Genomic DNA, 16,960 nt, shown 5'->3' with positions numbered 1-16,960 from the left:
GGCGGATCTCCATCCTGCGCCGAACCGGCCGACGGCCCGGCCTGTCGGGCAAGCGAGGCCGCCGACCTGATCGAGGGTCCGTGGTCAGGCGGGATCGTGGACGATGCGGTGCACGTCGCCGCCCGGTTCGGTGTGGAAGTGCAGGCCCTTGGCGGCAGGCGCTTCTCCATCTCGTCGGGGCTTTGGTCGGCGGTGTCGGGCAACTGGTAATACTCCTCCAGCACGGCGTGGGCCCCCTTACTCCGGGACGGGAAGGCGCGGTGCCGGGAACAGGCCGCCCACCAGCGCAGTCGCCTCCCGCCGCGACGGCAAGGAAGTGCTGTATCGAGGCGACCGTGACAGCCTCGCCCGCATTCTCAGCGTCCTGCAGGACTGACCACATTTGCTGCTGAACGCCGGCCGATGCGGGTCAGCTGGTCCAGAGTTGGTCCGAGAGCTGACACGCCGCGTTGGATCGATCCGTGGTTGACACCTGGGTGGTCCTCCACTAACTTTTCTGCAACCGATCTCAGCAACCGATCTCAGTGGGGAGTTCATGACCGCTGACCCCAGCGCTCTGCATGTCTGCAGCGTACGGTGCGACGCGCTGCTCCGGCCGTCGCACGGAGACGCTGATGACCGGGCTCTTGGTGTCGTCGATGGCCCCGGTGATCGTGCGTTGGTCGGGCGCCGCCAGGCCCTGCGGGCCGGCGAGCTCGCCGAGGGGATACTCGGCCGCAGTGGTCCGCAGACATGAAAAAAGCCAAGACGATCATCCTCGGCGCGTCGCACTGGCATGTGCACCTGTGCGCAGACCGGGTCGCCGAGCAGCACGACGTCGTGGGGGTCAGCGACCCCGACACGTCGCGTACGGAGCACCTTGCGCGTCTCTGGGACGCGCCTCTCTACCAGTCCTGGGAGGAAGTGCTTGCGGCCCACGGGGACGCCGAGCTGGCGTACGTCTTCGTCCCGCACGACGTGATGCGCGAGGTCTGCCTCGCTCTCGTCGCTCGGCGCATCCCGCTCGTCGTGGAGAAGCCGGCCGGGGTGTCGTTGCAGGAGCTGGTCGACGTCCGGGCGGCCGCGGACGCTGCCGGGATACCGATTGCAGTGCCTCTCGTGCAGCGGGGAGGCCCGACCGACCGCTGGCTGGCGAGAGCCGGCCGCTCGGTGTACGAGAGCGTGCAGTTCATCGCAGGCCCGCCCGACCGCTACCTCGTCAACGGCAGTCCGTGGATGGTCGACGTCGAGCGCGCCGGCGGCGGGTGCATGGTCAACCTCGCCCCGCACTTCGTGGATCTCTTCCTCCGCTCGGCCGGTGCGGAGGAAGTAGCGGTGACGGCAGCCTTGTCGTCGAAGCTGCACCGCCGCAGCGTCGAGGACTACGCCTCGATGACGCTGACCACGGCCGACGGACGGATCGCCACCATCGAGGTGGGATATGCGTTCCCCGGGTCGCCGCTCAAGCGGCACTGCTCCTTCATGCGGATCGGCGCCGCGGGGACCGCGACCATCTGGTCTGACGGGAACGCGTCGTTCACCTCCGTCGACGGCGTCACGGAGACCGCACTCATCGACGTGGACAGCGACCCGTTGTACGGATTGTTCGTCGACCAGGTGGCCGAGCAGCTGAGACGTGATTTCGTGGAGCTCCCGCGGATCAGCGATCTCGAGACCACGATGGCCGTCATCTGGGACGCATACGCGCACAGCCGACAGGAGAGAACCGGTGTCCACACCCAGCATCGATGAGGTAGCGGCGGCAGCCGGGGTCCACAGGTCGACGGTCTCGCGGGCGTTCTCCCGCCCCGAGGCCGTCAAGCGGGAGACCCTGGACCACGTCCGCCAGGTGGCGGCCTCCATGGGCTACAGGATGAGCCCGCTCGCCCAGGCGCTCCGCACCAAGGTCAGCACCCTCGTGCCTCTGGTCGTCCCCGACATTACCAACCCGTACTTCGCCGAGCTCGCGAAGGCCATGACGGCCGCCGCGGGGGAGCGTGGCTACCAGCTGGTGCTGTGCGTGACGGAGAATGACGCGGACGCCACGGCCCGGTACCTCGACGCCATGCAGGCGATGTACGCGCCTTTCGCGGTGATCGCGCCCTACACCCGGGTCTTTCCCGCCGAGTTCGAGTCCCGGGGCTTCGGAAAGCGGCTGGTCGTCATCGACCGGGTCGAGTCCGGCGACCAGGCATCCACGGTGACCATCGACAGCGCGACAGGGATCGCGCTCGCGTTGGACCACTTGTTCGAGCTCGGGCACACCTCCATCGCCTACGTCTCGGGGATCGCGGGGACGCACACCGCCGCAGATCGACGCCAGGCTTACCGGACGCTGGCGGAGAAGCACGGGATGACGCCGATCGAGCTCGACAGCAGCGGGATCGGCGTCGGCGCCGGCGAACGTGCCGCAGAAGAGCTCGTGAGCCTGCGTGAGCGGCCGACGGCTGTCATCGCGGGCAACGACCTGGTCGCCTTCGGACTCATCAGCTCGCTCGGCTCGCGGGGGATGTCGGTCCCCGGCGACGTCTCGGTGGTGGGCTTCGACGGTCTGGCGCTCGGCGCCCGCAGCAACCCGCCGCTGACCTCAGTGCAGCAACCCATCGCCGAGATGGGCCGCATCGCGATCCGTCTCGCCGAGCAGGCGGCGAACGGCGGCCCGGTCGAGCACGTGGTGCTCCAGCCGCAGCTACTCGTCCGCTCCTCGACCAGGCCGGTCCGGTGACTGGCCGGCTGCTGCCCGGGCTCCGTCACGTGGACCATGCTGCGTACACGGTCCCCGACCTGGACGAGGCGGTGCGCTTCTTCGTCGAGGTCCTCGGGGCGGAGGAACTCTACCGCTCCCAGCGCGGTCCCGACCCGTCGTTCATGCCGGCGCACTTCGACGTCCCGTCGGACGCTGTCCTCGAGCTCGCAATGCTGCGGCTCCCGCCGAACCTGAACGTCGAGCTGTTCGAGTGGCAGTCCGTGGACCAGCGGACCCAGCACCCTCGACACAGTGACCGGGGCGGTCATCACCTGTGCTTCGTCGTCGACGACGTCGACGCGGCGATCGCGCACCTCGGCACGATCCCGAACGTTCGGGTCCTCGGCGGCCGCAAGGAAGTCGGTCCCGACAGCCCCCTCGTGGCCGGCAACCGGTGGACGTACTTCGTCACCCCCTGGGGCCTGCTGATGGAGCTCGTGGACCGGTCCCGAGTACAGAACCCCCCGAACCTCGTCGGCCCGGCGGACTGGAACCGCCCGCCAAGAAGGAGCACCCCTCTCTCATGATCATCGCCGGACACACGCTGGGAACCCCGGGCCGTGACCTCGCCGATGCGCTGCGCCTCTTCGGCACGGCAGGTCTCGACGCCGCCGAAGTCATCTACCAGGACGACTACCCGGCGGCCATCAGCCCGTCGGACCCGCGGTCTGCGCAGCAGGCCGCCGCGATCGCCGACGCCGAAGGTGTCCCGATCGTCGCGCTCACCCCGTACACGACCTCCATCAACAGCGTCGACGCGGCGAGCTGGCAGCAGGGGATCGACGAATTCCGCGCATGCCTCCAGGCCGCGCACACCGTCGGTGCGACCCGCGTCCGGGTGTACGCCGGCGCCTGGCACCCGGGGGACACCGATTACGCCCGGCACTGGGAGCAGCTGCGGAGCGCGCTGACCGTTCTCGCGCCCGAGGCCGCGGACGCGGGCGTCGTGCTCTGCGTCGAGAACCACTTCGGCACCATGGCGCAGACCGCGGCCGATACCGCCCGTCTCGTCAGCGAAGTCGGCTTCCCCTCCGTCCGCGTCCTGTACGACCAGGCCAACCTGACCTTCACCCATGACGAGACCTGGCAGGAGGCCTTTGCCGTCCAGGGCGAGCTCGTCGGCCACGTGCACGTGAAGGACCTGGTCTTCAAAGACCCGGAGGCGCCCTTCCGGGCCTCGGACACCGCCCGGGTCAAGGCTGAGGAACGCGCTGTCAGGTCCCGGGTCGTCGGTACGGGCGTCGTGCCGTGGCCCGACATCCTCGAGGAGCTCGTGCGCCGCGGTTACGACGACGTGCTCTCACTCGAGTACGAGTACCGGTGGCATCCTCAGGACCTGCCCGACCCCGCGATCGGCTTCAAGGACTCCGCGCTCGCGCTCCGCAAGATGCTCGCCACGGTGGTGCCCGCGTGACGAGTGGAGACGTGCTGCGCATCGGTGTGGCGGGCGCTGGCAACATCGCGAGCATCGCTCAGCTCCCGACCCTCGTCACTCGCGACGACGTGGAGCTGCGGGGCCTGGTCACCCGCAAGGATGACCCGCAGCCCCTGATGCGGCGCTGGGGCTTCCGCCGTGCCTATCCGACGGTCGAGGCGTTGCTCGAGGCGGAGGAACTGGACGCGTTGTTCGTCCTCACGCCCCGGTCGGAGCACGTCCACGCGACGCGACTCGCGCTGGAGGCCGGCGTCGACGTCTTCTGCGAGAAGCCGCTGGCGACGAGCGCGTCCGACGTGCAGTCCCTCGCCGAGCTGGCCGCCGTACGAGAACGGGTGCTCATGGTCGGGTTCAACCGCCGCTTCGCTCCGGTGTACGAGGCCGGTCGCGCGGCTTTCGGGGAGAGCGGCGCGAGCTTCTGCGTCGCCCAGAAGAACCGGGCAGGCTCCGAGTACCGCGCCACCTTCGAGAACGCGATCCACATGGTCGACCTGCTGCGCTGGTACTGCGGGGGCGAGCCCGTCGACGTCAGCGCGCACGCGGCCGGTGAGGATCGCTGGCAGGAGGACGGCGTGGCCGCGCTCGTCCGGTTCGACAACGGTCACTCCGGCGTACTCGTGGGGGCCCGCGACGCTGGCGGCTGGAGCGAGAAGCTCGACGCCTACGGAGACGGGGCGAGCGCGAACGTCACCGCGCCCGACCGGATCTCGATCAGCCGACCCGACGGGACGACCGTGCGCGAGATGTCGCCCGAGGCCTTCGGCTGGGCGACGGCAACGCAGACGTTCGGCTTCGCCGGAGCGGTTCACCACTTCCTGGACCGTGTACGGGACCGCGGTGAGCCCTTGACGTCTGGGGCTGACGCGGTGAAGACCCACTTCCTCCTCGATCGCATCCTCGCCGCCGCCGGGCTCCCCACCGAAGAGCAACCCGGACGGGCCTGGAGCAGCCACGCCAAGAAGTGACGGCGACGACCTGACGTCGTTACCGGCTTGATCAGGTCGTTCAGCCTTCTGCGTGTTTATTTGGGGTGTAGCCAAGGTAAGCCCAAAACCCACAATCGCGATCTTGCTTGAGCAAGTCGAGCGGGTCAGCCGCTGGTCCGAGGGGCGAGCAGGCTGGTGATCTCGGCGATGGCGTCCGGTGAGGGCTTGAAGTAGCGCCGCAGGTTCTCCGGTTTCTTGTGCCGGGATTTGGCCATCAGCATCAGCAGGCTGGTGCCCGCCTCGCCCAGGTGGGTCAGCGCCGAGTGGCGGAATTCGTGCAGGTCCCACCCCGTGCCGGGGCCGTTCAGCGCGGTGTGCTCGTCCAGCAGGGCGCGGGCCTGGCCGTAGGACAGGCGAGCCAGGCTGGTATCGGGACAGACGTCGCGGGGGCTGACAACCTTGCCGGGGCCGGGGCGGCGGTGGGTGACGAAGACCGGGCCGCGGGTGCGGCCTTTGAGCAGGCGAGGGAGCAGCCGAGCGGCGCCGGCGTCCCAGTAGACGGTCTCCAGCACGAAGTCCTCGCGGGCCTGACCGCGGCGGCGGGTCTTGGCGTGGGCGCCCTTGGCCTTGACCCGTGCCTGGCGGGCCGTCAGGTCCAGGTCCTCGATGTTGAGGGTGAGGATTTCCTCGGCCCGGGCGGCCGTCTCATACAGGAGCCTGTAGAGGGTTTTCTCCCGGACGCCGACGTCGCGGCGGATGATCAGCCGGTCGATCGCGGTCTTGGAGCGGGCGGGGGTCTGGCTGTCGGGTGCGGTCAGCCGCTTGGCCCAGGCGGGTACGGCTGGTGCGGTGTGGCCGTGCTCGCGGCACCAGGCCAGCCAGGACAGTACGGCGGCGCGGCGGGCGTTCCACGTGTTGACGGCCGCACCGCCCCACAGCGCTTCCAGGGCCTCGCCGATCTCGTCGTCGGCCACCGCCGCGAGGGGGCGGTGCTCGCCGAGCCGTTGCGCGATCTTGCCGACGTCGGCGGCGTAAGCGCGCACGGTGTTGGGGTTGGGCACGGTGTCGAGGAAGGCGTCGGCCGCGGCGCGGACCGTCAGGCGCTGGGCGGCTGGCAGCGGCGTCACGGCGGGCACGGCGTCCTCCTTGCCGCAGATAACAGGGCCGCTTCACGCAGCAGCCGCTTTCGTTACCGCAGGTCGTGATCAGCGGTGCCACAGATAATAGAGTGTTATCTGTGGCGTGCTACATCTCGTTGTGCGGCACATCGTCCAAAGGTTCAGGCCGAGGAGTGCGGCGTCCTCGCGCGGCGCGCATGCTCCACGTCGAGCCCTAGGGATCTGAGCAGGTCGAGCAGTTCGGCGTGGTAGAGCTTGGCGGGGTCGCCGGTCTGCGTGCCGAGATGGCCGTAGACCTCCAGGGAGATCAGGCCGTGCATGCGGCCCCACATGCGCAGGGCGAGGGCAACGGCAGCCGGGGGCAGGTCGGGGAAGTGTTCGCGGATGGTGTCGGCCAGGCCGGGTGAGAAGTCCGACCACTGGTGGTCGGTGGATGCCTGGGTGGCTTTCGCGTACGGCCAGGCGGCGGCGGCCAGTTCGGTGAGTCCCAAGCAGGCACGTTTGGCGGCCTCGGGGGCCGGTCCTCCGGTCGGCGCGTGGTAGCCGGCGACCGGATCGCCGTAGATGAGCCGGAAGCCTTCGGGGTTGGCCAGCGACCAGACGCGTAGGGCCTGCCCCCAGGCCAGGATCCGGCCGGCGATGTCGTCGGGGGCGACGGCGTCGCGTGCAGTTTCCACCTGGTCCAGCAGCGAGGTGTAGATGTCGTTGATCAGCGTGGTGATCAACGCGTCGCGGGTGTCGAAGTAGCTGTAGATGGCGCTGCCGCTCATCCCCATCTCGCGGCCGATCGCCCGAAGCGAGACCGCGTCGGGGCCGCCCTCGCTGAGGTGCTTGAGCGCGATGGCTTTGATCTCCGCGGTGGTCTGCGCCCGCAACCGTGCCCGCCGGCCCACTGTCTGCTCTTGCACGCTTGACAGCTTACACCGCTACGTTAGAGTACGGCGCACCAAGTTTGAACGCCGTTCTGACTTTGAACGGCGACAGGAGACGTGTAACTGAGAGAAGAGTTCGTGATGAAAGCCAGGACAGTCCTGTTCGACGAGCTCGGCGGTCCCGAGGTGCTCTACCTCGCCGACGTGGAAATCGGTGAACCCGGCCCCGGCCAAGTGCGGGTGCGCATCGACGCCTTCGGACTCAACCGGGGCGAGGTGTTCCTGCGCACCGGCCGCTACTACTACGACGCGGTGCTGCCCGGCTCGCGTCTGGGAACCGAGGCCGCCGGCGTGGTGGAGGCCGTCGGACCCGGCGTGACCGGCTACGCCGCCGGAGAAGCGGTCAGCATCGTGGCCAAGCCGAACGACGAGGGAATGTCCGTCCACGGCATCTACGCCGACCGGGCCATCGTGGCGGCCGAGCGGCTGATCCGCCGTCCGGAACACATGGACGCGGTGACCGGCGCGGCCATCTGGGTGCCCGCGTTCACCTCCTACGGCGCACTGGTCGAGGTCGGCAGACTGCAGCCCGGCGATGATGTGGTCGTCACGGCCGCCTCCAGCAGCGTCGGCCTGGCCGCCGTCCAGATCGTCGCCCACCTGGGCGCCACGCCCATCGCGGTGACCAGGACCGGCGCCAAAACCGACCGGCTTCTGGCCGCAGGCGCCAAGCACGTGATCGCCGCCGACGACGGCAACGTGGTCAAGCAGGTGCACGCCCTCACCGGCGAGCGCGGCGCGCGGCTGATCTTCGACGGCGTCGCCGGGCCCGACCTGCCCGACCTGGCGCAGGCCGTGGCCCCCGACGGCATGCTGATCGTCTACGGCTCCCTGGACGGGCGGCCCACCCCTCTGCCGATGTGGTGGCCGATCAACGTCTACGGCTACGCCATCTTCCACCTGTTCGCCGATGAGGAGCGGGTCCTCCGGGCCGAGACCTTCATCACCGATGGCCTGCGCGCCGGAGCGCTCGCCCCGGTCATCGACCGCACCTTCGACCTGACCGACATCGTCGAGGCCCACCGCTACATGGAGTCCAACACCCAGGTCGGCAAGATCGTCGTGACCGTCCGGCACTGACCAGGAGAAACCCATGAACTACGCCGAGCTCATCCACCGGTTCATCGAGGCCATCAACGACACCGACGCCGCCTCCCGGCGCGCCACCATCGAGGAGATCCTCACCCCCGACTGCACCTACACCGACCCGGAGATCGCCGTTGAAGGACACGATGCGCTGGATTCGGCGTTCGTCGACCTGCAGCAGCGGATCCCGCCTGGTTTCCGCTTCGGCCTGAGTGCCCCGGTCGACGTGCACCATCGTCAGGCCCGTTTCTTCTGGCGGTTCGGCAATCCCGAAGCCGGCACCACCGCCGCGACCGGCTCCGACGTCGCCGTCTTCGCCGACGGGCGCATCCGCCACCTGTACGCCTTCTTCGACGCCACCAACAGCTGACCCCACCACCCGGGAAGAACCATGTCCTCCGCCACCCGACGGCTGTTGACCGTCACGGCCATCACCGTCTGCGCCCTGCTGACCGGCGCCGCTGCCGCCTTTCCGGACACCGCCCGGCAGCCCTCAGCCGCCACCGGACCCGGCTGGAGCGCGACCTGGACCGCCGCGCCACAGCGCCCCAACACCAGCTTCGCCCCCAACTGGTCACAGCAGGGCTTCACCCGACAGACAGTGCGCCAGATCGTCCGGATCAGCGCCGGCGGTAAAGCCGCCCGGATCCGGCTGTCCAACCGCTACGGCACCACCCCGCTCACCGTCGACCAAGCCACCATCGCCCGCACCGACCGCGGAGCCGCCATCGAGCCGGGATCGCTGCGTCACCTGACCGTCCGCGGCAAGCGCACCTTCACCGTCCCGGCCGGGACCGACCTCGTCACCGACCCGGCGCCACTGCACCTGGCCGCCCTGGACTCGGTCACCATCACGTTCTTCGCGGCCCAGCCGACCGGCCCGGCCACATATCACGCCCAAGCCCTCGCCACCACCTACCGGGCCGCCGGCGATCACGCCGCCGACGTCGGCGCCGCCGCCTTCACCGACACCTCGCAGTCCTGGTACTACCTCACCGGCGTGGACATGATCCCCACGGCGCGTCGCGGCGGCGTGGTCACCTTCGGCGACTCCCTCACCGACGGAGCCGGCAGCAGCACCGACGCCAACAACCGCTACCCCGATGAACTTGCCGAACGCCTGGCCGCCGCCGGCACGCCCCGCGCCGTGCTGAACCAAGGCATCGCCGGCAACCGCGTTACCGTCGACTCGGCATGGTTCGGCGACAAGGCCACCGCCCGCTTTCGCCGAGACGTCCTCGGCCAGCCAGGCGCGCGCACCGTCATCATCCTGGCCGGCATCAACGACATCGGCATCGGCGAACTGGCGGCGGCGCCTCCCTCCCCGATCTTCGCCCCCTACCCCGACGTCTCCGCCGGCCAGGTCATCGCGGGACTTCGCGAACTGATCCAGCTGGCCCACGTTAAGCACCTGCGCGTGATCGGCGCGACGGTGATGCCGGTCAAGGGATCGGCCTACTACACCGCCCGCAGTGAGGCCAAGCGCGAGGCCATCAACGCCTGGATCCGCACCTCTGCCCCGTTCGACGCGGTGGTGGATCTCGACCGCGTCACCGCCTCACCCGCCGACCGCGACCGGCTCAACCCCGCCTACGACTCAGGCGATCACCTCCACCTCAACGACGCCGGGTATCGAGCCATCGCGGGCGCCATCCACCCGGCCGACCTCGGCTGAACGTCCGAACCCCGCCCGTTGCCGATCGCCTCCACCTGCCGCGCCCTGGCACCGCACTTGTGGAGGCGATCGTGGAGGCCGTGGGATCAACCAGGGCTGTGCGCGGCCTGGCGCCCGACGGGTTGAGCCACGTCATGCAACCTGGTGAAGTCAATGTCCAGGCGGGGCTCGTACGCCTCCGGGGTGATGGCGAGCTCATGCGTGGAGTACTCGCCGAACCGCATGATGTGCTCGGTCAGATAGGGCGAGACCTCGGCCAGGTCCTCGGGCTCGACCTTCCACCCCTCGGCCTGCAACTGCCGCACCACGTCGGCGATGTCGAGCGTGTTGTGGAAGATCACGTAATTAGTGAGCAGCGAGTTGAACTTCATCGCCTTCTCCTGCTCAATGGGGTCGTTGTCGGCAATCACCCCGCGCTGGCCGAAATGCAGCCACTCGGCGAAGCCGTTGTAGGCCTCCACCTTGTTGGTCGCCGCGGTCACCCGCCGGCGCAACGGGGCGTCCGACAAGTACCGCAACAACTGCACCGTCCTGATCACCCGCCCCACCTCGCGGAAGGCGGCGTAGTGGGCGTTCTTGCGCGAGCCGGAGCGCAGCCGGCGCAGCAGCAGCGTTGAGGAGATGGCGTTCTCCCGGATGGAGACCGCCACCCGCAGCAGGTCCCGGAAATGGGTCATCAGCGTCCAATCGATGACGTTCTTGCCCGGCTCGCCGAACAACGCGTCGATGTGCCGGTACCGGGTGGCGCGGCCGGGCCGGTAGAAGGTCAGGTCCTTCCAGTTGCGGATGCGCGGCATCAGCTCAAACCCGAGCAGGTGCGCCAGAGTAAAGACCGGGAAGCTCTGGCCTTGGGTATCGGCATGGATCGTGGTCGGCTTGACCTCCGAGGCGTTCTGCAACAGCCCGTCGATGATGTAGACCGCCTCCCACACCCCACAGGGGATAAATCGAGTGAACAAGGCGATGTAGGTGTCGGCGACGTGGTGGTAGGCGATCCCGCCGGGCTTTCCGTACCGGACGCTGGTCTCGGCCGGTTGGCGGCCATGGACAGCTCGTGCCCGCTGACCCCGGGGATGTGCCGTGCGGCCTCGTACAGGCCCATGTTGGTGCCCTTGACGAACATGGTGATCACGTACCGGCCGAACGGGTCGGTCAGCTTGGGATCGCTGCCCGAGGCCGGGCCGAAGCGGTGCCACCATTCGATCCAGTACGCGGTGCGGGCCACGATGCCCAGCAGCGAGCGTTCCGGCATCCGCGCCTTGATCGCCTGCTCCAGCTTGCGGGCCGAGGGCCGCTGCTCGTCGGCTCGGTGGGCGGCCAGCGTGGGCACGCCGGTCTTGGGGTCGATGAACAGGTCTTCGTTATCGGGATAGCCACCGTCGCCCGCGGCCGACGCCGCGGTCAGCTTTTCGCGTAATTCGGCGGTGAAGGCGGCGGCGTCGAACGGCCGCGCATCGCCGGCCTCGCGCAGGCCCACGTCCACCAGGTACTGCGGCAGCTTGGCCTCTATCGCCTCCCAGCTCAGCAGTTGCCGGCTCCAGTCGGCGTACTCCTCCGACCCGATCACCGCCACATCCCCGGTGCGCAGTTCCTCGGCCAGGTAGCAAAACACCATCGCCTCGAAATGGCGGCGCACCAGCATCCCGGGCCGGTGCCGGTCCCGCACCGCCTTCTGCCAGTTCTGGGCGGCGAAGGAGACGTCGATCATCTGGCCGTCGGCGTCCACTTCGGGCAGGTAGTCGCGGGCAGTGCGATGCCGCCGCGCGTGCTCCAGCGCCCGCAGCACCCGGTCATCGGCGCTGGTGGCTCGCAGCTCTAGCAGCTCGGTCAGCTCGTACATCACCGCCCGGTCCTTGCGCAACTGCCCGTACAGCAGCACCTCCCAGTTGTCCTCATGATGGGCTGAGACCTTCTCGATCTGCTCATACTGCTGGGCGAACCCTCCCAGCCCGTCCACCGCGGCGCTCACCGCGCCCAGCGCGCCGGCCTGCACCCGCACCGCGCCGGTCAACGCCATCAGGGCCGCCACCAGCCGGCCGTTCAACCGGCGCGCGGCCTCGGCCACGTCAGCCCCATCGTCCAGTCCGGCCAGCGCCTGCACCACCTCACCGCTCAGCTCTACGGCTTCGGCACGCCCGGCCTGCACTGGACCGCCGTCATCGACCTGCCGCAGCAGCGTGTGGTAGTTGGCGATCAATGTCTCCACCAGGGACTGCTGCCGGCGGTGGATCTCCTCCAGTTCCGTCTTGGCCCGCTTGACCTTCGCCGCCACCCGCTTGACGAACATCGTGGCCAGCTCGTCCCTGGCTCGCATCCGCGCCTTGTGCACCAGGCAAGCCAGCACCGCCGCCCGCTTCATCACCGCGTAATCGCCCAGCACTCCGGCATCGGCCGCGGCTGCCTCCCCGGCGAAGTCGGCGACCTTGCCCGCGGCCATCTCTTGCACCCACACCGTGCTGTCGCCCAGGCCATCGACCCAGGCCAAATGCTTGGCAAGGTCCTTGAAATGCGACCAACTGGCCCGTTCGGCGCTCTGCTTGAGCCGGTTGAACAGCGTCTTGCCGTCCAGGCCACGCTCAGTCAGCAGCTTCAGCAGCCGCTCGCGATGCGCCTCGCTCAAACGCTCGTAGATTATCCCGCAGATCACCTTGTTCACCTCGGCGCGCAGCGCCGACGCCATCGCATCCAGCGTCGAGAACGCGGGCAGCTCCAGCCCGGTCTCGACCAGCTTCTCCAACGCGGTGTTGATCAGGTCGGCCGGGTCGTTCTTCGCCGCGGCCTCGGTCCGTATCACCTCGTCGGCGACCTTGCGGGCCTGAGCCTGATCGTAGGTGAGACCGACTCGCTGGCGGATCAACGCCCGGTGCTGTTCGCTGGTGCGCGGCGAGCATGCACCGGTATGGTTCCCTCCGGCAGTTCCACCACGCGCCGGACGAACTCCGCCACCATCTCCGGGACATCGGCCAGCTTGGGAAAGCAGCCCATCCGCTGATACGACGATTGTGGCTTTTGGGCTTACCTTGGTTACACCCCTATTTCCTTGGCAACGCGCACCTTCCATAAGCCGTGGTCGTCACCGTTGGCTGCGCAGGTCGTCCGGTGCGGCGTCGTCGAAGCCGAAGAACTCCAGATAGGCGGGAATCAGCTCGAACAACATGTCGCTGCCGACCTGGATCGTGCAGCCCTTGTTCTTGGCTGCCTGCAGGAACGGCGTGATGTCGGTCTTGAGCACCACATCTCCGACGTACGAATCGGGGGCGACGCGGTCGACGTCGACAGGCAGAGGATCGCCGTCCTCCATTCCGATGGGGGTGGCGTTCACGATCAGGTCGTAGCCCTCGGGATCCCTCGACCCCACCACGACCTTCACGTCCGAGTAGTGCAGGCCGATGCGCTGAGAGAGCGCTTCAGAGGCGGCTGCGTAGGGATCGAACAAGCCGATCTCGGCCACGCTGAGGCTGGCCAGCGACGCAGCGATCGAAGAACCGACCCCGCCGTTGCCGACGATCAGCGCGCGTTTCCCACTCGGATTGAACCCCTTGCGCAGCATGCCGCGGACGAAGCCGGCGCCGTCGAACTGGTCGGCGATGAGCGACCCGTCCTCCCGTCGCAGGACGGCGTTCGTCGCGCCGGCGATTGCGGCGGCCGGGCTGATCTCGTCCACCAGTTCCATGGTGGTGACCTTATGCGGCATGGTGACCAGCGCACCGCGGATGTTGCTGAGGGTGAAGATCGATCGGAAGAAGTCCGGGTAGTCCTCGGCCTTGATCCCCATCGGGACGACGACGGCGTCGATGCCGTTCTTCTCGAACCAGGGGTTGCAGATCAGCGACGACTTGAACGTGTGCGTGGGGTAGCCCAGGTGCGCGATGAGTGTGGTAGTTCCGCTGATCATCGGTTGCCTCCGTCCGTGCCGCGTCCTCCGTGCTCGAAGTCAACCGAGGGGGCCGTCACGTCCGAGGCGGTCCCTGCCTCCAGCGCGTCGTTGGAGAGCTCTGACAGCCGTACGCCGGTCCACGCGCACCGCAGCCCGCCGTGCACGGCCCAGTACTCGTCCCAATGGGCGAGCTTGACCTGGTCGCGTTTGAGGCCACGCTTGCGCAGTCGGTCCTGCAGCGTCCTCGGGGAGACGCGGACCCGTACCACTTCCACGTCGACCGGCGGCCAGTCGAAGCGCTCCGCGGCCGCGGTGATGAAGGTTGGGTCGGACAGGTAGGGGCTGAAGGGTGCGTCGATCACCACGGGGCAACCGAGGCGAAGGTTGGCCCCGGCGACGTCGAGCAGCGAGTCGTACTCGAGGGGCAGGATGTTGTCGCGGTAGAACTGGTTGGCCTCGCGGTCGCCGGGGTCGTACCCGGCCGACACCAGGGCGGACTCGACGAACCGTGCGCTCATCGTGTCCTTGTCGAGGTAGGCGGCGCCGTGTTGCCGGGCGAGGCGCTGGGCGATCGTCGACTTGCCGGAGCCCGCCGTGCCGATGACGATGCGCAGGATCGGCGCGTTCATCCGCGCGCTTCCCGCACCGCTGCCAGGAGGTCGCGGGCGGCGGCGGTCACCCGGGTGAAGTCGCCGTCAGGCTGCCACGCCTTGGTTACGGCGCTGCCCACACCGACGCCCGCCACACCGGCGGCGAACCACTCCTTGACGTTCTCGACAGTTACACCACCGGCGGGCATGATCGGCAGGTGCGCCAGCGGCGCGAGCACGGCCTTGGCGTACGGGATACCCGCGTTCTCGGTCGGGAACATCTTGACGATGTCCGCACCCGCCTCAGCGGTCTCGAGGATCTCGGTCGGGGTGAAGGCCCCGCTGATCGTCGGCACCTGGTAGCGGTTGGCGACCCGGATCATCTCCGAGTTGAGCTGCGGGCTGACCAAGAAGGCAGCACCGGCTCGGATGCACTCGTACGCGGCGTGGCCGTCGAGGACGGTTCCCGCTCCCACGGCGACACCGTCCGGTGCGTACCGGGTGGCCAACCGTCGGATGAGCTCGACGGCCCCTGGGATGGAGAGCGTGATCTCCAGGGCGCGGAATCCGCCCTCGATCGCGGCGTGCGCAACGCGCTCCGCGCTGTCCGCGTCGGGTAGCCGAACGATGAGCACAGCGCCTGACTCGTCGATCGTGCGCAGTGTCGCAAGCTTGGTGAACACCTGTTTCCCTTGGCCGAGAGTGTGATTGACAAATGGTCGCATGCTCCTTACTGTCTCTGCAACCGATCTCAGCAACCGATCTCATCGGAGACGCTCATGGAGCTCGCAGAACCTTCGGCCCCTGAGATCCGCCTCGCCGGGTTCCGCACCCCCGGCACGGGTCTCGTGGCAGATCGGTGCCAGGCGGCCTGTGCTGACCTGGACGGGTGCCGATGACGACTCGTACGGCCGGAGCCAGGCTCGACGAGCTCGACCGGTCCAGGAACACCAAGGCGCTGCCCAACCGCTGACTTTCGCCCCCTCGACAGGGGCCTGCTGACGGGAACGGCGATGTCCTCGACGAACAAGCCCTGACGATGCCCAGCACGGCATCACACCCTCCAAGGAGCTCTCAATGACGACGAACTCACCAGACGGCTCCGGGCCTTCAAGCCCTCCGGGGCCCTCTGAAGTTCTGGATCGCCCTCGCCGCCCGGTCAACATGGTGGCGGGCACGATCGGCCACTTCGTCGAGTGGTACGACTGGTACCTCTACGGGTTGCTGAGTGCGGTGTTCGCCCCGCAGATCTTTCCGAGCCACTCCCCGTTCGCCTCGCTCATGGCGGCGCTGCTCACATACGGAATCGGGTTCGTGATCCGCCCCTTCAGCGGGGTCATCGTCTCGCCGCTAGCCGATCGCTACGGCCGGCGGGCCATCCTGACCCTGTCCGTGTCCGGGATGGCGCTCGGCTCCCTGATCATTGCGCTCACCCCCGGGTACGGCACGATCGGCTACGCGGCGCCCATCCTCTTCGTGGTGGCCCGGATCCTGCAGGGTATATCGGCCGGCAGCGAGCAGCAGAGCGCCATCTCGTTCATGGTCGAGCACGCCCCGCCGAACAGGAGAGGTCTGTTCGGGTCCATCTCGAACATGGCGAGCGGCCTGGCGACCCTCGCCGCGACCGGTGCCGCCGCGATCCTCGCCACAGCCCTCGCTCCGGACGAGCTCGAGGCCTGGGGCTGGCGCATCCCCTTCCTCGTGGGCGGCCTCCTGGGGGTGGTCGGTCTCGTCCTGCGGGCCCGCGCCGACGAGACCTCCGAGTTCGAGGCCAGCTCCCTCGTCGACAAGAAGTCGGCACCGGCACGGATGCTGGCTCTGCTCCGTGAGCATCCGAAGGCCCTGCTGCAGACAGCGGCGCTGTCCGCGCCGGCCGTGGCCTACTACACCTGGGCGACGTTCCTGCCCACCTACGCCGAGCTCACCAGCGGACGGGACAAGAGCTCCACCCTGGTCGGCAGCGTCATCGGGCTCACCCTTCTGGTCATCGTCGTGCCGATCTGCGGCGCGCTGTCGGACCGGCTCGGTCGGCGCAAGATCTTCCCCATCGTGGGTGCGGCCGGCATGATCGTGCTCTTCTACCCTCTGCTCCTCCTCCTCGACCGGCCGGGCTTCTGGGTCTACGTCGTGGTGGCCGCATCAGGATGGCTCGTCCTGGGCATCTGGCAGGCGGTGTACCCGACCATCCAGGCGGAGCTGTTCCCCGCGTCGGTCCGGGTGGCCGGCATCGGCTTCTCCCACCAGCTGGTGATCGCTATCTTCGGCGGCACCGCCCCCCTGATTGCTGCCGCGTTCGTCGGCGCCGGGCAACCCAAGTACGTCGCTCTCTACATGATCGTGGTCGTCGCTGTCTGCCTCGCCGTCTACTTCACGCTCCCGGAGACGGGCAGCAAGACGCTGCGAGCGACGGTTGCGCTGAAGGACCTGGAGGTGGTGGAAGGTGAGCTGGAGGAGGCCACTTCGCGCACCCAGACGAAGCGTTCCCTGCCGTAGGCGCCGCCTGCTCTCCGTGTGCAAGGCGCTCTTCATCGTCGAGGGCCGCTTCGCATCGAGGCCGGAGGTTGGTGACACTCCGCTGAGTGCTTGACCTGACGAG

Annotated in this window: 14 protein-coding genes and 1 pseudogene; 9 read left to right on the top strand and 6 right to left on the bottom strand. The window is 68.5% G+C overall.

Annotated features, from left to right (window positions below; translation table 11 throughout):
* Positions 1-732: 732 nt before the first annotated feature.
* The 5 genes from AB0B64_RS41775 to AB0B64_RS41755 are packed head-to-tail and all read left to right on the top strand — an operon-like array spanning position 733 to position 5,125.
* Positions 733-1,731, top strand: coding sequence for a Gfo/Idh/MocA family oxidoreductase (locus AB0B64_RS41775; protein WP_357955251.1), 999 nt, complete (start codon positions 733-735; stop codon positions 1,729-1,731).
* Positions 1,709-2,704, top strand: coding sequence for a LacI family DNA-binding transcriptional regulator (locus AB0B64_RS41770; RefSeq protein ID WP_357955249.1), 996 nt, complete (start codon positions 1,709-1,711; stop codon positions 2,702-2,704). Before AB0B64_RS41775 ends, AB0B64_RS41770 begins: the two co-directional genes overlap by 23 nt.
* Before the next feature lie 29 nt (positions 2,705-2,733).
* A complete protein-coding gene (locus tag AB0B64_RS41765; protein WP_357955247.1) occupies positions 2,734-3,252 on the top strand; it encodes a VOC family protein in 519 nt (172 codons plus the stop codon).
* Positions 3,249-4,139, top strand: a complete 891-nt coding sequence (locus AB0B64_RS41760) for a sugar phosphate isomerase/epimerase family protein (protein ID WP_357955245.1) — start codon at positions 3,249-3,251, stop codon at positions 4,137-4,139. Before AB0B64_RS41765 ends, AB0B64_RS41760 begins: the two co-directional genes overlap by 4 nt.
* On the top strand, positions 4,136-5,125 hold the full coding sequence (locus AB0B64_RS41755; RefSeq protein WP_358185071.1) for a Gfo/Idh/MocA family oxidoreductase: 990 nt from the start codon (positions 4,136-4,138) through the stop codon (positions 5,123-5,125). Before AB0B64_RS41760 ends, AB0B64_RS41755 begins: the two co-directional genes overlap by 4 nt.
* A gap of 125 nt (positions 5,126-5,250) precedes the next feature.
* On the opposite strand, the gene AB0B64_RS41750 is transcribed toward AB0B64_RS41755, so the two are convergent.
* Entirely contained in the window at positions 5,251-6,222 is a 972-nt protein-coding gene (locus tag AB0B64_RS41750; protein ID WP_358185068.1) for a site-specific integrase, read from the bottom strand.
* A gap of 143 nt (positions 6,223-6,365) precedes the next feature.
* Positions 6,366-7,112 (bottom strand): TetR/AcrR family transcriptional regulator, encoded by a 747-nt coding sequence (locus tag AB0B64_RS41745; RefSeq protein ID WP_225302104.1) that lies wholly within the window; start codon positions 7,110-7,112, stop codon positions 6,366-6,368.
* Between the two features lie 105 nt (positions 7,113-7,217).
* Between AB0B64_RS41745 and AB0B64_RS41740 the strand changes: the two genes are divergently transcribed.
* The 3 genes from AB0B64_RS41740 to AB0B64_RS41730 are packed head-to-tail and all read left to right on the top strand — an operon-like array spanning position 7,218 to position 9,897.
* Positions 7,218-8,216, top strand: coding sequence for a zinc-dependent alcohol dehydrogenase family protein (locus AB0B64_RS41740; protein ID WP_357955239.1), 999 nt, complete (start codon positions 7,218-7,220; stop codon positions 8,214-8,216).
* 13 nt (positions 8,217-8,229) lie between these two features.
* The gene (locus tag AB0B64_RS41735) at positions 8,230-8,592 is read left to right on the top strand and encodes a nuclear transport factor 2 family protein (protein ID WP_358185065.1); all 363 of its coding nucleotides are present in this window, start codon (positions 8,230-8,232) and stop codon (positions 8,590-8,592) included.
* A gap of 21 nt (positions 8,593-8,613) precedes the next feature.
* Positions 8,614-9,897, top strand: coding sequence for an SGNH/GDSL hydrolase family protein (locus AB0B64_RS41730; RefSeq protein WP_357955236.1), 1,284 nt, complete (start codon positions 8,614-8,616; stop codon positions 9,895-9,897).
* Between the two features lie 86 nt (positions 9,898-9,983).
* Here the strand turns inward: AB0B64_RS41730 and AB0B64_RS41725 are convergent.
* From AB0B64_RS41725 to AB0B64_RS41710, 4 genes and pseudogenes are all read right to left on the bottom strand, one after another.
* Positions 9,984-12,958, bottom strand: a pseudogene (locus AB0B64_RS41725) (Tn3 family transposase).
* A gap of 12 nt (positions 12,959-12,970) precedes the next feature.
* Positions 12,971-13,792, bottom strand: a complete 822-nt coding sequence (locus AB0B64_RS41720) for a hypothetical protein (RefSeq protein ID WP_358185063.1) — start codon at positions 13,790-13,792, stop codon at positions 12,971-12,973.
* Positions 13,789-14,403, bottom strand: a complete 615-nt coding sequence (locus AB0B64_RS41715; protein ID WP_358185060.1) for an AAA family ATPase — start codon at positions 14,401-14,403, stop codon at positions 13,789-13,791. The genes AB0B64_RS41720 and AB0B64_RS41715 overlap by 4 nt, the downstream gene beginning before the upstream one ends.
* Positions 14,400-15,047 (bottom strand): bifunctional 2-keto-4-hydroxyglutarate aldolase/2-keto-3-deoxy-6-phosphogluconate aldolase, encoded by a 648-nt coding sequence (locus AB0B64_RS41710; RefSeq protein WP_357955228.1) that lies wholly within the window; start codon positions 15,045-15,047, stop codon positions 14,400-14,402. Before AB0B64_RS41710 ends, AB0B64_RS41715 begins: the two co-directional genes overlap by 4 nt.
* 394 nt (positions 15,048-15,441) lie before the next feature.
* Here AB0B64_RS41710 and AB0B64_RS41705 point away from each other — a divergent pair, with 394 nt between their 5' ends.
* A complete protein-coding gene (locus AB0B64_RS41705; protein WP_357955226.1) occupies positions 15,442-16,857 on the top strand; it encodes an MFS transporter in 1,416 nt (471 codons plus the stop codon).
* Positions 16,858-16,960: the final 103 nt, after the last annotated feature.

The organism is Nonomuraea sp. NPDC049129, from assembly GCF_040648495.1.
Taxonomy (GTDB): Bacteria; Actinomycetota; Actinomycetes; order Streptosporangiales; family Streptosporangiaceae; genus Nonomuraea.
Note: the sequence above shows the minus strand (reverse complement) of the source record. Positions and strands in the feature narration are given on the sequence as shown.

What these genes read in the sequence shown, in the direction of transcription:
- AB0B64_RS41775 (WP_357955251.1), top strand. Translation starts at nt 733, where the DNA reads ATGAAAAAAGCCAAGACGATCATCCTCGGCGCGTCGCACTGGCATGTG.
- AB0B64_RS41760 (WP_357955245.1), top strand. Translation starts at nt 3,249, where the DNA reads ATGATCATCGCCGGACACACGCTGGGAACCCCGGGCCGTGACCTCGCC.
- AB0B64_RS41740 (WP_357955239.1), top strand. Translation starts at nt 7,218, where the DNA reads ATGAAAGCCAGGACAGTCCTGTTCGACGAGCTCGGCGGTCCCGAGGTG.
- AB0B64_RS41735 (WP_358185065.1), top strand. Translation starts at nt 8,230, where the DNA reads ATGAACTACGCCGAGCTCATCCACCGGTTCATCGAGGCCATCAACGAC.
- AB0B64_RS41730 (WP_357955236.1), top strand. Translation starts at nt 8,614, where the DNA reads ATGTCCTCCGCCACCCGACGGCTGTTGACCGTCACGGCCATCACCGTC.
- AB0B64_RS41720 (WP_358185063.1), bottom strand. Translation starts at nt 13,792, where the DNA reads ATGATCAGCGGAACTACCACACTCATCGCGCACCTGGGCTACCCCACG.
- AB0B64_RS41715 (WP_358185060.1), bottom strand. Translation starts at nt 14,403, where the DNA reads ATGAACGCGCCGATCCTGCGCATCGTCATCGGCACGGCGGGCTCCGGC.
- AB0B64_RS41705 (WP_357955226.1), top strand. Translation starts at nt 15,442, where the DNA reads ATGACGACGAACTCACCAGACGGCTCCGGGCCTTCAAGCCCTCCGGGG.